Source organism: Pseudarthrobacter sp. CCNWLW207 (assembly GCF_037203945.1).
Taxonomy (GTDB): Bacteria; Actinomycetota; Actinomycetes; order Actinomycetales; family Micrococcaceae; genus Arthrobacter.
In genome coordinates this window covers 20,856-36,220 of record NZ_JBBCBS010000008.1, presented here as the reverse complement: position 1 = coordinate 36,220, position 15,365 = coordinate 20,856, and the positions used below count along the sequence as shown (strand labels likewise).

Annotated in this window: 9 protein-coding genes; 4 read left to right on the top strand and 5 right to left on the bottom strand. The window is 65.3% G+C overall.

Annotated features, from left to right (window positions below; all coding sequences use genetic code 11):
- Positions 1–102: 102 nt before the first annotated feature.
- Positions 103–3,597, bottom strand: coding sequence for a bifunctional proline dehydrogenase/L-glutamate gamma-semialdehyde dehydrogenase (locus V9L17_RS14820; RefSeq protein WP_337351995.1), 3,495 nt, complete (start codon positions 3,595–3,597; stop codon positions 103–105).
- Positions 3,598–3,816: 219 nt separating this feature from the next.
- Positions 3,817–5,280: an amino acid permease gene (locus V9L17_RS14815; protein WP_337351994.1), complete on the bottom strand. Its 1,464-nt coding sequence runs from the start codon at positions 5,278–5,280 to the stop codon at positions 3,817–3,819.
- 155 nt (positions 5,281–5,435) lie between these two features.
- On the opposite strand from V9L17_RS14815, the gene V9L17_RS14810 reads away from it, so the two are divergent.
- From V9L17_RS14810 to V9L17_RS14795, 4 genes are all read left to right on the top strand, one after another.
- The gene (locus V9L17_RS14810) at positions 5,436–6,350 is read left to right on the top strand and encodes a LysR substrate-binding domain-containing protein (RefSeq protein WP_337351993.1); all 915 of its coding nucleotides are present in this window, start codon (positions 5,436–5,438) and stop codon (positions 6,348–6,350) included.
- Between the two features lie 109 nt (positions 6,351–6,459).
- Complete coding sequence (panD, locus tag V9L17_RS14805; RefSeq protein WP_337351992.1) at positions 6,460–6,885, top strand: aspartate 1-decarboxylase; 426 nt, start codon at positions 6,460–6,462, stop codon at positions 6,883–6,885.
- A 52-nt stretch (positions 6,886–6,937) separates the two neighbouring features.
- Entirely contained in the window at positions 6,938–7,864 is a 927-nt protein-coding gene (locus V9L17_RS14800) for an AEC family transporter (RefSeq protein ID WP_337351991.1), read from the top strand.
- A 37-nt stretch (positions 7,865–7,901) separates the two neighbouring features.
- On the top strand, positions 7,902–9,047 hold the full coding sequence (locus V9L17_RS14795) for an FAD-dependent oxidoreductase (RefSeq protein WP_337351990.1): 1,146 nt from the start codon (positions 7,902–7,904) through the stop codon (positions 9,045–9,047).
- A 45-nt stretch (positions 9,048–9,092) separates the two neighbouring features.
- Here the strand turns inward: V9L17_RS14795 and V9L17_RS14790 are convergent, their stop codons facing one another.
- From V9L17_RS14790 to V9L17_RS14780, 3 genes are all read right to left on the bottom strand, one after another.
- Complete coding sequence (locus V9L17_RS14790; RefSeq protein ID WP_337351989.1) at positions 9,093–11,732, bottom strand: trehalase-like domain-containing protein; 2,640 nt, start codon at positions 11,730–11,732, stop codon at positions 9,093–9,095.
- A 322-nt stretch (positions 11,733–12,054) separates the two neighbouring features.
- A complete protein-coding gene (locus V9L17_RS14785; protein WP_337351988.1) occupies positions 12,055–13,044 on the bottom strand; it encodes an LLM class flavin-dependent oxidoreductase in 990 nt (329 codons plus the stop codon).
- Positions 13,045–13,253: 209 nt separating this feature from the next.
- Complete coding sequence (locus V9L17_RS14780; protein WP_337351987.1) at positions 13,254–15,293, bottom strand: PxKF domain-containing protein; 2,040 nt, start codon at positions 15,291–15,293, stop codon at positions 13,254–13,256.
- Positions 15,294–15,365 lie beyond the last annotated feature (72 nt).

The window sequence follows — 15,365 nt, the reverse complement described above, 5'->3', positions numbered from 1 at the left end:
GCGCGCTGGGCGCTGCCGATTCCACTACTACTAGAACAAAACGGCCCGGCGGCCACCCGAAGGTGGCCGCCGGGCCGTTCGCTTGCGCAGGGGTCTTCGGCGTCAGATCAGGGCATCCGAGAGATGGTTCGGCGTGCCGAAACGGTGGGCCGTGATGCTGATGGCCTGCTCGTGCAGGAACGGCAGCAGCTCTACCCGTCCGGCCTCCGTGACCGGGTGGGGGTAGATCGCCAGGTCTGGACGTCCGTTGGTGGCTTCCGCCAGGGCGGTGGCGTCACCGCCGATCAGGCGGATCCGTGCACCGGACAGCTTGCCCGCAGCCGCGAGCCGGCTAGCTGTTGCCAGCCAGCCGGCGTCGGACTCCACTGTGACGGTGATATCCAGGCCGGTGAGTACCGAGCGGAGCTGAACCGGAAGTTCGACGGCGGTGGACACAGTCAGTGCCGAGTTTGCCAGGACGCCGGCCGCCACGGTCCGCGCCAGGTCCGCCAGCGGCGCACCTTCTGAGAGCCGTACGGTGACCGGCAGCGCACGATAGCGGAAGATGTTCCGCTCCGCGCTCAGGCCGGAAACGTCCTTGGCGGTGCCGAACTCATCAGCCCAGGCCTGGGCGTCGGAGGCCAGGGAACGTTCAAGCGCCTCAAGCTCGGCAGGCTGCAGGGCACCGGCTGCCGCGTTCCTGATCCGGCGGACAGCGGCGTTGGTGACAGCTGCCGTGGAGGAGGCTTCGGCGCTCACCCAGTCGCCGAGGCCGACCAGGTAGTTGGGTCCGCCAGCCTTCGTGCCCGCACCCACAGCAGACTTCTTCCAGCCGCCGAACGGCTGGCGCTGCACGATGGCACCGGTGATGCCGCGGTTGACGTACAGGTTTCCGGCCTGGATGGACTCCAGCCAAATCCCGAGCTCGTCAGGGTTGAGAGAGTGCAGCCCGGCGGTGAGGCCGTACTCGATCTGGTTCTGCATGGAGATGGCTTCCTCCAGCGTCTCAGCCGTCATCACGCCGAGGACCGGTCCGAAGAATTCGGTGAGGTGGAAGTAGGATCCGCGCCGGACACCGTGGCGAACGCCCGGGCTCCACAGCCGGCCCGTGCCATCCAGCTTCTTCGGCTCCACCGCCCAGGTTTCGCCATCGCCCAGGGTGGTCAGGGCGTTAAGGAGCTTGCCATTGGCGGGCTCAATGATCGGGCCCATCTGGCTGGTGGGATCTTCCGGGTAACCAACCTTCAGGGAGGTGACGGCGTCGATCAGCTGGTTGTGGAACCGCTTGGACTTGGCCACCGAGCCCACCAGGATCACCAGTGACGCTGCGGAGCACTTCTGGCCCGCGTGGCCGAACGCTGAGTACGCAACGTCCTTGGCGGCCAGGTCCAGGTCCGCACTGGGGGTGACGATGATGGCGTTCTTGCCGCTCGTCTCGGCCAGGAGCGGCAGGTCCTTGCGGAAGGAACGGAACAGCTCGGCGGTCTCATAGCCGCCGGTGAGGATCACCCTGTCCACGGCGGGATGGGAGATCAGCTGCTGACCGAGCTCACGCTCGCCGAGCTGGACCATGGTCAGCACGTCCTTGGGGACGCCGGCTTCCCACAGTGCTTCGATCATCACGGCACCGCTGCGGCGGGCCTGCTTGGCAGGCTTGATGACGACGGCGGAGCCGGCGGCGAGTGCCGCAAGGGTGGAGCCTGCCGGGATGGCCACCGGGAAGTTCCACGGCGGAGTGACGACGGTGAGCTTGGCTGGAACGAACGTGGCGCCGTCGACCTTTTCCAGCCTGCGCGCGGACTCGGCGTAGTAGTGGGCAAAGTCCACGGCTTCGCTGACCTCGGGGTCGCCCTGATCGATGGTCTTGCCCGTTTCGGACGCCATGACCTCGAGCAGGTCGGCGCGGCGGGCCTCGAGGACGTCGCCGGCGCGGTGGAGGATCTCGGCCCGCTCGTCGCCGGAGAGGGCGCCCCAAGCCTTGCCCTTTTCGACGGCGGTGCCGATGACCTTGTTGAGGGTGTCCGCGTCCGTAATGGTGGCGGCCTCTACAGCGGCGTTGCCCAGGGTGGAGGACGGGACGCGCTGCAGGATGGCCCGGCCCCAGTCACGGTTGGCCGGCAGTGACGGGTCCGTGTCCGGGGTGTCCTTGAATGAATCGTGCGGCAGGGGCTGCGGCGGGAGGCTGCGGTTCTGCTGCCGGCTGGCTGGCGGGATGGCGTCGTCGAGCTTGTCCAGGGAGGCGAGGAAGCGCTGCTTCTCGCGCTCGAAGAGCACTTCGTTTTCACTCAGCTCGAAGACAGCGGACATGAAGTTATCCTGGCTGGCGCCCTCTTCGAGGCGGCGGATCAGGTAAGCGATAGCGACGTCGAACTCGGCCGGGTGCACCACGGGGGTGTAGAGCAGGAGGGAGCCGACGTCCTGCTTGACCGCTTCGGCCTGACCCTGCGCCATGCCCAGCAGCATCTCGAACTCAATCCCCGATTCCACGCCGCGCTGCTTGGCGAGCAGCCAGGCAAACGCGATGTCGAACAGGTTGTGGCCGGCCACGCCGATCCGGACGTTGTTGATCCGGTCCGGGTGCAGCGAGTAGTTGATGACGCGCTTGTAATTGGTGTCCGAATCCTGCTTGGTGCTCCAGGTGGCCAGCGGCCAGTCATGAAGCGAGGATTCCACCTGTTCCATGGGCAGGTTGGCGCCCTTGACCACGCGGACCTTGATGGCGGCGCCGCCGTTGGCGCGGCGCTCGGCGGCCCAGTCCTGGAGGCGGATCATGGCCGAAAGCGCGTCCGGGAGGTAGGCCTGCAGCACGATCCCGGCCTCGAGGTGCTTGAACTCCGGCTTGTCCAGGATCCTGGTGAAGACCGCAATGGTCATGTCCAGGTCCTTGTACTCCTCCATGTCCAGGTTGATGAACTTGGCCTTCTGGAAGGACGCGGCACGGCTGAAGAGCGGGGTCAGTTTTTCGACAACGTGCTCCACAGCCTCATCGAATGCCCACGGCGAGTGCGGTGCCACGGTGGAGGAGACCTTGATGGAGACGTAGTCCACGTCCGGGCGGGCCAGGAGAGTGTGGGTTCCCTCAAGCCGGCGGGAGGCCTCGTGTTCACCCAGGACGGCTTCGCCCAGGAGGTTGACGTTGAGCTTGATCCCGTCCTTGCGGATCTTGGCAATGGCCGGGCCCAGCTTGGCATCGGTGGCGTCAACGATCAGGTGGCCCACCATTTCGCGGAGCACGCGCCGGGCAATGGGGATGACAACCTGCGGCAGGACCGGGGCCATGGCGCCGCCGAGCTGGACAGCGCGGCGCATATACCAGGGCAGGAAGGACGGGACCTTGGGTGCGAGGGCGGCGAGATTGCGGGCGGCGACGGTCAGGTCTTCGGGCCGAACCACGCCATCCACGAAACCAACGGTGAACTCCAGGCCGTTGGGATCCTTGAGGACACCGGCGAGCTGCTGGGCCGAGGCATCCACGGGAACCTTCGAAGCCTCCGTCAGCCAGCGGCGCACCAGCCCGATGGTTTCGGCCGCGAGGGCACGCGCCTGGGGCACGTCAACGTCAGCTGTGCGGGGCGCGGATCCGGGGTTCACGCCGGGCTCCATAGCAATGTTGGTCATGGCTGGTACTCGTTCTTTCTTTGGGTTCCGAACTGGTCTTATTCATCAGTATGAGCCCGCAGTCACATAAGATAAAGCGATGTTTTCTAAGCAATACCGATTAGGAAAGCCAACTCTTTTTTACGCCTTAAACACACGTTGCTCTATCACCATTGGCTCCCAAAACATGTACTTGGGGACCCTAGGTGATAGAGCAACGAGGGATGGTGCCCGGGTGGGTTAGCCGACGGGGCGGTGGAGCTCCTCGAGCTCCTGGTGGCGCGGGCTGTTGGGGTTCATCAGCGAGTGCTTCTTGCCGTAGAAGAAGTAGATGGCCAGGCCGATGATGAGCCAGACGAGGAACCGCCACTTGGTGTCAGCCGGCAGCTGCCAGATGAGCAGGGTGGAGGCGAGGACACCGAATGCCGGGATGAAGGGCATCAGGGGCAGGCGGAACGTACGGGGTGCGTCAGGCTTCTTGTAACGGAAGACGATCACTGCCAGGCAGACCACGACGAAAGCGGCCAGGATACCGATGTTGGTGAGGTCGGCGACCGCCTTGATCGGGAATACGCCCGCCAGCAAGGCCGAGGAGATTCCAGCGATCCAGGTAACCCGCTGCGGGGTTCCGTGCTTGTCCGTCCCGGCGAACCAGCCGGGGAGCAGGCCGTCGCGGCTCATGGAGAACCAAACGCGGGTGACACCCAGGAGGAACGTCAGCATCACGGTAAGGATGGACAGGACCGCGAAGACAGAAATGATGGTGGCGATGACGGGCAGGCCCACGCTGGTGAAGGCAGAGGCAAAGCCAGCAGCGGGATCGATGTCCTTGTAGTTCTGCATTCCAGTCAGGACCAGGGTGGCCGCGACGTAGAGCAGCATGGCGATGATCAGGGACAGGACGATGGCCTTGGGCATGTGCTTCTTGCCGTCCTTGGCCTCTTCCGCCGCGGTGCTCATGGCGTCGTATCCGAACACCGCGAAGAACACGGTAGCTGAGCCGGCAAGGACCGGGCCGAATCCGCTGGGCATAAACGGGTTGTAGTTGTTGGTGTCGATGTAGAAGACGCCCAAGCCAATGATGAAGAGAATCAGGACGACCTTGATGGCGACCGCCACGAGTTCAAACCGGCCAAAGGCCTTGGTACCGCGGGACAGGATCCAGGTGACGAGGAGGCAGACCAGGATGGCCGGGATGTTGATGATGCCGCCCTTGCCCTCGTCCGCCGTCGAGGTCATCCAGACAGGCAGATGGATGCCGATGCCGGACAGGAAGGCTTCCAGGTACCCGGAAATGCCGATGGCAACGACTGCCACGATCGCGATGTATTCGAGCAGCAGGTCCCAGCCGATGAACCAGCCAATCACCTCGCCCAGCGCAACATAACCGTAGGTGTAGGCCGACCCGGCCCGGGGGATCATGCCGGCGAATTCCGCGTAGGACAGGGCTGCCGCCGCGGACGCCAGGCCGGCGATAAGGAACGAGATAAGAACCGCAGGCCCCACACCCGGGTTTTCTTCACTGCCTGCCGCAACCAAGCCGGCAAGCGAGAAAATACCGACGCCGATAATGCCGCCGACGCCGATGGCCGTGAGCTGCCATAGCCCGAGGGACTTGAACAGGCCGCTGTGTTTGTTTTCTTCTTCAATGTCGTCGAGGGGCTTGCGCCTCATGACCGACTGGGTCATATCTTTGGTGCTCATCAGGAACTCCTGGGTTGGGGGTGCGGCCCCATCGCGGCGCCTAAAGTGCCAGCTGTGACGGGGGTAACTCAGCTACAACAGTATGCAAGCGTGGTTGCGTTAGATAAAGTGACTACTTCTAATCAGTATTCATTAGATTCAACAAGGAATCTCCCATGCTCGATGTCCGCCGCCTCAGGCTGCTCCGCGAATTGAAGATCAGGGGCACGTTGGCCGAGGTGGCCGAGGCACTTCAGTACAGCCCGTCGTCGGTCTCCCAGCAGCTGGCTTTGCTGGAAAAGGAGGCCGGGGTCGAACTGCTCCGCAAGACCGGCCGCCGCGTCCAGCTCACGCCACAGGCCGAAGTCCTGGTGGCCCACACGGCGCAGCTCCTTGAGACGCTGGAGCAGGCCGAAGCGGACCTGGCAGCCTCCCTCACAACCGTCACCGGCACTGTTCGCATCGCCGTGTTCCAGTCCGCGGCCCTGGCGCTGATGCCGGAAACCCTCTCAAGGATGTCCACCGCGTACCCGGAGGTACGGATCGAAATGATCCAGCGGGAGCCCGAAACGGCATTGCACGAGACGTGGGCCCGGGATTTCGACCTGGTGATCGCCGAGCAGTATCCAGGCCACGCCGCACCAAGATACACGGAGCTGGACCGCATCAAGCTCACCACCGATGCGATCCGGCTCGCCGTCCCACCCGAGGCCCCGGGCCGGCCCCGGATCACCTCGATAGAGGACACGGCGGGACTCGCCTGGGTGATGGAGCCGCGCGGCGCGGCATCGCGGCACTGGGCTGAGCAGGCGTGCCGCAGTGCCGGCTTCGAGCCCGATGTTCGCTATGAGACCGCCGACCTTCAGGCCCAGATCCGGCTCATCGAATCCGGGAATGCCGTTGCCCTCATGCCGGACCTTGTCTGGACCGGCCGGGGCACCACAGCCCAGCTGCTGGACCTGCCCGGTAACCCGCACCGCACCATCTTCACCTCGGTGCGCCGCTCCAGCGCCAAGCGTCCCGCCATCCTCGCAGCCCGCGAGACACTGGCCATTACCGCGGAGTCGGTGCGGAATCACGACGGCGACTAAAGGGTTTCCGGGCATATTCCCGCCACGGGCGGGGCTCCATGACGCCCAGGTCGCCAGTGTTTCCTGCGTCACTGCGCGATCCGTACCCCGACGCTAGACTGATCGGGTTATGAATCGCACAATGTTCAAGTCCAAAATCCATCGGGCCACCGTCACGCACGCTGACCTGCACTATGTAGGTTCGGTCACCGTTGACCTGGACCTGCTGGACGCTGCCGACATCCTGCCCGGCGAGCTTGTTGCCATTGTGGACGTCACCAACGGCGCACGCCTGGAGACCTATACCATCGCCGGCGAACGCGGCTCAGGGGTCATTGGCATCAACGGGGCGGCCGCGCACCTGATGCATGAGAACGACATCGTCATCCTCATCACCTACGCCCAGATGACCACGGAAGAAGCGAAAGCCTACAACCCGAAGGTTGTCCATGTGGATCAGGACAACAAGGTTGTCCAGATCGGAAACGACCCCGCCGAGGGCCACACCCCGGGACTGATGCGCCCCCCTTTCGCCCTCAATAACGCTGTCCTCTAACCAGGAGCGTGAGATTTAGCCCGGACTGGCGCTGCGCCTTAGGAGCCAATCCTTGTTAGGCGTACTCGCGGGCTTTTTTGTTGTCTGGTCCATCATCCTGGTGGGCTGGTTTGTGGGCCGGAAGAAGATCCTCGGCGAGAACGCACGCCAGGTCCTCAGCGGCCTGACATTCTTTGTGGCCAGCCCCGCGCTGCTGTTCGAAACCCTCAGCAAGGCCAAGCTGCAGGAAGTGTTCGCGGCCCCCCTGCTGGTGACCGCCGTGGCGGCTTTCGCCACGGCCGCGATCTTCTTTGCCATCACCAAGTTCCTGCTCAAGCGTGCCCTGCCGGAGGCGCTGATGTCCTCGATGGCCGCTTCGCTGGCGAACTCCGCGAACCTTGGCATTCCCATCGCGGTCTATGTCCTTGGCGACGCCAGCTACGTGGCGCCGCTGCTGATCTTCCAGCTGGCCTTCTTCACACCGCTGTTCCTGATGATTTTGGACTCCAGCACGAGCAGCCACCGCACTACACCTCTGGGATTCGTGGTGATGATCCTGAGGAATCCGATGATTGTGGGCTCCGGACTTGGCCTGCTGGTAGCCGGGACCGGCTTGCAGGTTCCCCCCTTGGTCATGGAACCGATCCACCTGATCGGCGGTGCGGCAATTCCTGCCATGCTGATCGCGTTCGGCATGAGCCTGAACGGCAGCCGCCCGCTGCAGGCGTCCGCTGGCCGCCGCGTGGACACGCTTCTGGCCAGCCTCTTCAAGCTGGTGATCCAGCCGGCCATCGCCTACGTTTTCGCGCATTTTGCACTCGGAATGGAAGGGCACGCCCTCTTCGCAGTGGTGGTAACTTCTGCGCTACCCACGGCACAGAACGTGTTTGTGGCCGCCAGCCGATACAAGACCGGCCTGACCGTCGCCAAGGACACCGTGCTCCTGACAACGGTGGTGGCGGTGCCTGCCATGATCGGCGTAGCGCTGCTGCTGGCCTGACCCGAACCTGGCCTGACCCGTACCTGAGGAGGAACAGATGGGAACAATCCTGGATACCGTGGTGATCGGCGGAGGAGCCATGGGCTCGGCCGCCGCTTGGGCGTTGGCCCGCCGAGGCCGGCAGGTCACGCTGCTGGAACAATTCGGGCCCGGTCACCGCATCGGCGCTTCGCACGGCACCACCCGCAACCTAAACCCCGGCTACTACCGGCCGGACTATGTGGCCATGCTCGCCGAAGGCCTGGCGCTCTGGGACGAGCTGGAGCAGGAAACCGGCGAAAAACTCCTCACCCGCACAGGCATCGTCAACCACGGCCCTGATCCTCTGCTCCCCCACGTGCAGGCAGCACTCACCCAGGCGGGTATCCAGGCCGAGTTCCTCAGTCCCGAGGAGGCGGCCGGACGGTGGCGCGGCATCCGGTTCGACCAGCAGGTCCTCTACATGCCCGACGGCGGCCAGCTGAACCCTGAGGCAGCGCTCCCCGCCTTCCAGCGGCTCGCCGCTGCCCGCGGAGCGGACATCCGGCACCACACCAAGGTGGTCGGGCTGGAAATCATGGACGACGGCGTCCGGCTCACCTTGGAGCCCGGCCCCGGCTCGTCAGGAGGCATCGAAGTGGTGACCGCTGCCCAGGCTGTGGTGACGGCGGGAGGCTGGACGGAGAAGCTCCTGGCCGGCGCCGCCGGAAGCGGAAAGCTGCGGATGCCCCGGCTCAGGGTCACGCAGGAACAGCCGGCGCATTTCCGCGTAGCCGATGAGGGCGCGGTGTGGCCGGGGTTCAACCACCTGCCCGGAACCAGCCCGGCCTACAAGAACTGGTACTCGTCCGTCTACGGGATGCAGACGCCAGGCGAGGGCATCAAGGCGGGCTGGCACGGTGTTGGCCCGGAGGTGGATCCGGACCGGCGGAATTTCCTGCCCGAACCCGTCCAGCTGGCGGCTCTTCAGGACTACGCCCGGACCTGGCTGCCCGGAGCGGACGCCGATTCCCTCGAAGCCATCAGCTGCACGTACACCACCACCCCGGATGAGGACTTCGTCCTTGACCGGATCGGGCCCTTAGTCATCGGTGCCGGCTTCTCCGGGCACGGCTTCAAGTTCACGCCCGTAGTGGGGCGGATCCTCGCGGACCTGGCCACGGGCACGCGGCCTGCGCCAAAGATCTTCTCCGCAGCCCGTTAGCTGCGCGCCTCCAAGCCCCCGCGCCGCCCCCGCGGAACAGAGGTGCTACGGAACCCGGGCGCCTGCCTGATGCTGGTCCAGCAGCCGGGCGCAGCGGATGAAGCCCAAGTGCGAGTACGCCTGCGGGTGGTTTCCGAGGTGGGTCTCCGTACCGGGATCGTACTCTTCCGGCAGCAATCCGGTGGGCCCAAACAGGTTCACAAGCTGGTCGAAAAGGTCCCAGGCCTCCTCGATCCTGCCCACAGCCACGTAAGCCTCGATGAGCCAGGTAGTGCAGATGTGGAACCCGCCCTCCAAGCCCGGCAGGCCGTCGTCGTACCTGTACCGGAAGACGGTAGGCCCGACGCGGAGTTCGCGTTCCACCGCCGTGACGGTGTCCAGGAAGCGCTGGTCCCTGACGTCCAGCATGCCGGAGAGCCCGATGTGCAGGACGGCAGCATCGAGGTCAGGGCTGTCGTAGGCCACAGTGTAGGACTTTGCGGAGTCGTCCCAGCCCTCGCGCAGGACCTCCTCACGGATGGTTTGCGCCGTGGGCTCCCACGACGGTTCCGGTGCCCTGCCGTGCCGCGCGGCCGTGCGGAGCGCCCGGTCCAGCGCCACCCAGCACATCACTTTCGTGTAGACGTGGTGGCGCGGCGGCCTGCGGGCTTCCCAGATGCCGTGGTCAGGCTCATGCCAACGGGCCAGCACGGCGGCGGCCATCTGCACCATCAGTTCCCAGTGCTCGTCCCGGAGCACCCCGGTGCGTTCGCTGAGTGCGTGGATGAGCTCGGCAATGGGGCCAAAAACATCCAGTTGGACCTGGTGGTCTGCGGCATTTCCGATCCGGACGGGGCGGGACCCGGCGTACCCGGGAAGGCTGTCAATGACGGCCTCCGTGGAAAGCGGCGCCCCCGTGACGGAGTACAGCGGATGCAGCCATTCCGGGCCGGGCGCATGTTCGAGGATCCGGCCAAGCCAGCTGAGGAATCCTTCCGCCTCCGCCGTGGAGCCAAGGTCCACGAGGGCGTTCACCGTCATTGACCCGTCCCGCAGCCAGCAGTACCGGTAGTCCCAGTTCCTCGTCCCACCGATCCCTTCGGGCAGGGAAGTGGTGGGCGCGGCCAGCACGGCGCCGGTGGGCTCGTGCACTAGTGCACGGAGTACCAGTGCTGAGCGACGGACCAGCGACGGCTTCACTGAAGGCAGTTCCAGGTCCTGCACCCACTGGCGGGAGTGCAGCGCCACCCAGGCACGCCGGTCATTCTCCCCGCCGGGGTGCTCCGCCGCAGGCTCGGTGTCCCCACAGCGCAGGTTAAGGACCACGGGCCCGTCCTGCAGGTTGACCGTCGCAGTGGCGGTGCCGTGACGGCCGTCCGAGGTGATAGTGAAGCTGACGCCGGGGGCAAAAAGGAATATCGGATCCGACGTGCCCACGACATGCAGCTCATCGCCGCGGGCCTCCATGCTGAACGGCGCGTTGGCGTAGTCCGGCCGCGGTGCGAACACGATCTTCGCCGCCCCGGTTCCGGACAGCACGCGGACCAGGCTGGTAATGCCCTCCGGTGCCGGTTCCAGGTAGTCCGTCACGGTGACGTCGGCCCACCGGGTTTCGACGATCATGGTGCTGTCCACGTAGCGCTGCCCCAGCACCTGCGATGTTTTCAACGGTTCCACGGAGAAGTGGCCGGCGGCGTCCCCGCCCAGGATGTGGGCGAACAGCGACCCTGAATCCGGCAGAGGGTGGCTCATCCAGCAGATCTTGGCATCCGGGGTGAGCAAGGCGGTGGAGGCTCCGTTGCCGATCATTGAGTGCCGCTCGAGTCCCACGGCGTCCTCGCCGAAGAGCCAGGCACGCCGCAGTTCGAACAGGATGGCCAGCACCCGGGCAAAGGACTCAGGATCCCGCAGCCGGTGCGCCGCGCGGGTCTCCCCCGGGCCAACACGCAAGCCCATGTCCGGGCCTCGGAGCGTGGCAATCGCCAGCTCATCGCTGTAGGCGTCCCCGGCGTACAACGCTGCGCTGGCTCCCAGCCGGGACCTGAGGGTTTCCAGGGCTTCGGCCTTGGAGGGTTCCACTATCGAGAGGTCCAGCACTGAGCCGTCGATGATGAAGAACATCCCGTGAGCCCTGGCGATCTCCCGCGCCGTCTCCGTTACAGTCTTCACGACGTCCGGCGCGGCGGGGCGGGTGTGCACGGAGACCGCCACGGGCTTCCGTTCGATCCAAATGCCTTTCTGGAAGCCCACGGCCTCGGACAAGGCGACGCTGACCTTTTGAAGGGTGGCTTCGGTGGCAAGGCTTTGGACGTGGGCGAACCCCATGTCAGTCTCGGCACCATGTGAGCCGATCAGGTGCACTTCCGCGGGCAGCCGGGACACTGCGGCGAGGTCGCGGAGCGAACGGCCGGAGATGACGGCGGCATGGGTGTTGGGCAGCGCGGCCAGGGCGCGGAGCGCGATTGCGGCGCTCCCCAGCGGCAGCGTCTCAGTGGAAATGCCCTCGGCGTCGCACAGCGTTCCGCCGTAGTTGCAGGCCACCAGCAGCCCTGGAACGCGGGCCAGGACCTTGAGTTCCGCCAGCAGGCTGGGGGTGAAGCCTTCGTCCGCCGCGTCCGACTGGACGAACGCCCGGAGCAGGCCGAGCGGAAGTGACCTGGTCAGCAGCGCAGAATCAGCCACACTCTGGTTTAACGGAGTAGGCATGCGGAACCCCTTCGGCGGAACCCGGCCCGGAAAAGCAGCCGCTGGATTACCTTGCGGACTTCCGGGTGGTGCCCCTCCCCGGAATTCCGGATGGAATTCCGAAGGGGGCAATTCATATTCTCCGCCCGCGCGGTTTCGCCCGAGAGTCCCGCTGGTTGCAAGTGTGTAAACGTCGCGCAAGTGGGTAAAGGATTGGCGTCACGCCCGGCAGGCTTTTAGCGCCCGACGGCGGGTTCCCCTGCGTGATTCCGGGGAACCCGCCGTCGTGCTTTACCGAAGGCGAGCTGGGCGTGACGCATTCGGAGCGAGCAGGCCGGGGAGGCTAGACCCGTGCCAGGCCGGCGGCCTGAGCCAGCAGCTCCACGGAGCGGATCCGGGCCTCGGTCCCGGTGCTCTGGTGCGCGACGATCAGTTCATCGGCGTCCGCGTGCTTACCGAACTCATCCAGGTATTCGATCACCGCGTCCGGGGTTCCGACGGCGGAGTACGTCATCATTTGGGACACATGCTGGCCCTGCGGTGAGTCCAGGATCATGTCAGCTTCGTCGTCCGTGAACTCGCGTCCACCGCCGAAGAACAGGGACACGCGGGCACGCTTGGTGGCCTGCAGCATTGCCTGCGCTTCGGCCGCGGATTCCGCTGCGATGACGTTCACCCCGGCGATCACGTGGGGTGCGTCAAGCTGGGCTGAGGGCTTGAATTCACGGCGGTAAACGGCAACGGCGTCCTGCAGGGCGTTGGGCGCAAAGTGCGAGGCGAAAGCGTACGGGAGGCCCAGCTGGGCGGCCAGCCGAGCGCCGAACAGCGAGGAACCGAGGATGTACAGCGGCACATTCGTCCCCTTGCCCGGGGTGGCCTCCACTCCCTGGATCCGGGTGGGGCCGGTGAGGTAGCCCTGCAGTTCCAGGACGTCCTGCGGGAAGCTGTCGGCGGACATCGGGTCCCGGCGCAGTGCGCGCATGGTGTTCTGGTCGCTGCCGGGGGCTCGGCCCAGGCCAAGGTCGATCCGGCCGGGGTGCAGCGTCTCCAGGGTGCCGAACTGCTCGGCGATGGTCAGCGGAGAGTGGTTGGGCAGCATGATGCCGCCGGCGCCCAGCCTGATCGTGTGGGTATGCGCGGCCACGTGGGCGATCAGCACGCTCGTAGCTGAAGAGGCGATGGAGGACATGTTGTGGTGCTCGGCGTACCAGATACGCCGGTAGCCGAGTTCCTCTGCCCGCTGGGCCATGGCGACGCTGCCCGCGAAACTCTCCGCCGCGCTCTGGCCCCTTCCGATGGTTGCCAGGTCAAGAATGGAGAGGGGAAGAGTCACGTCGGTGCCGGCCTTTCAATGCGTTGCGTAGGGTGGGCCGGCCGGGTTGCGGCGGGCACACTGTGGACAACGACGGCGGCGCCTGCGTTATTTCTGCTGGCTGCGGTGGGGTGGCCCACACCGTTTGTGCGGGCGGCTCGGAATGCACGCCGACCGGGGGCGCACAGCAGGGCCCGGCCTCGCGGCCGGGCCCTGCTGTTGGCTGGTTCCTACTTCAGCTTGAAGTTGGCACTCATGGTGCTGCCGTCGGACGCCTTCATCGTGAGCCGGTAGCAAGTGCCGGCGCCCGTCGGAGTCTTCCAGTTGTAGATGAACTGGCCCGCCGTCGCATCGTAACGGAGTGACGTGTTGCCGGTTGCAGTCGTTTCAATTTCGTCGGTAGGGACAATCGGGGAGCACGAGATCTTCGCCATCGAGAACGACATCTGGCTTGGATCGGTGAGCTCAGTTGCGCCGGCGAACACTTCGAACTTGGCCGGTACGGTGCTGCCGCCCTTGACTGTGTTCAACACACCGTTCATGTCGATGGGCTGGTAGAAGCCCTTCAGGGTCCAGGCCTTGACCTCGTAGTCATCGGTGATCGTGGTGGTGTTGCCTGCGTTGTCAGTGGCGGTGGCAGTCAAGGTGTGCGTGCCTACTGTGGTTTCGTAGCCGCTGACTGTGCAGCTTCCGGCAAGCCCGGAAAGGCTGTCGGATGCGACGCAGCCCGGGGCTGCCGGAGTGGAACCGTAGTAGCTGTCGGCCAGCAGCGAGCTGAAATTCACCGTCGGAGCTGTCTTGTCGATCTTGAAGCTGGCTGTTGCCACGCCAGCCTCCCGAACGTTGCCGGCGAGGTCTTCGAACGCAGGGCTTGCCACCTCGACGGCTTCGCCCTCACCGGAGGACGTTACCTTCTTGATTGCCTCCAACGGCCCGGACACCGTGTCCGTTGCCGTGAAAGTAGCTTCGACGTCGTTCTTGTACCAACCGTTGGAGTTGGGCGCGGGAGCGGCTCCGGTGTAGGAAACATCCGGTGCCGTCTTGTCGATCTTGAACGACTGGCTCGCGGCGCCGGCGGCGGTGGTGTTGCCCGCTACGTCCGCGAATTCAGGGCTCTGGACGGCTACGGCTGAGCCTTCGCCGCTGGAGGTCACCGTCTGGAAGGCCGAGGCCGGGCCGGACGTTGCGTCCGTAGCGGTGAACCGGGCGACGACGTCCGAGACGTACCAGTCGTTGTTGCCCAGGGTGCCTGTGGCGTCGGCGTAGCTGACGGTGGGGGCGGTCCCATCCCTCTTGAGGGACACGGTGGCCGGACCGGCGCTGCCGCCACCGCTGGTGGCTGAGCAGGAGTAGTCGTTGGGCAGCTGGTCGGTGGAGACCAGAGTGTCATCGCAGCCGACGAGCTGGAGCGTGCTGGGTGAGTCCGGCTCGGTGACGGTCCAGGTCAGCTGGACAGAGTTCCTGTACCAGCCCGCCAGCCCGTCCGCCGCGGCAGGGCTGAGGGTGTAGCTGATCACCGGTGCCGTGGCATCGACGATGCTGTAGGTCACGGAACTTGTGGCCGTCAGGCCGCCACCGTCGGTGTAGCTGCAGCTGGCCGTCTGGGACCCGATCCCGGTGGCAGCGTCATCGCCTGTGATCGCGCTGGGGGTTGCGGGGAAGGAGCTGTTGCCGTCTTCGGTATCCGTCACGTGACAGACCCCAGCGGGAACAGTCCCCTTCGCATAAGAGGCGCCCGGGGTAACCCCGCTGATCGACAGGACAGGTGCTGTGTTGGCCGGAGGGGCCACCTCTACTCGGAACGGAACAGCAACGAGGTTAAAGGTGCCCCCCGAGGTGTTGGAGGCGACAGTCGCGGTCACTGTGGCTGAACCTACCGCAACGGGCTGCACACGTACCGTCGGCGTATCGCTGCAGGCTGTGAAAGACACTTGCGGCGTAGCGATGGTCGCCACTGCAGTATTGCTCGAAACGATATTTAGGGTGAGGACGGTCGATCCTGTGAGGTTACAGCCGTTCTTTCCGTCACCGTTCGTGGGGGTTAGGGCCAGCAGCGTGGTTCCGTTGGCCCCGCCAACGTTGAGGGGCATAACCTCCGCAACTGAATCAACGGTCGTATCAAGGGTGTTGTTGATCGTGTCCGCATAAACCACCCCCGCACTCGCGAGAAGAAGGCTTCCTGCTGCAACCGCGGCCGCTGTCCTAAAGCCGGCGCGGCGGAGCAAAATCTTGCCAGGCCCCGTGTCCTGGATTACTTCTGAATACTTCATGATGGCCTCCCTCATCCGCGGTGCAGCCGTTCCGATCGCACCGTAGTCCCACCGTAGGGATCACCCCCCGGC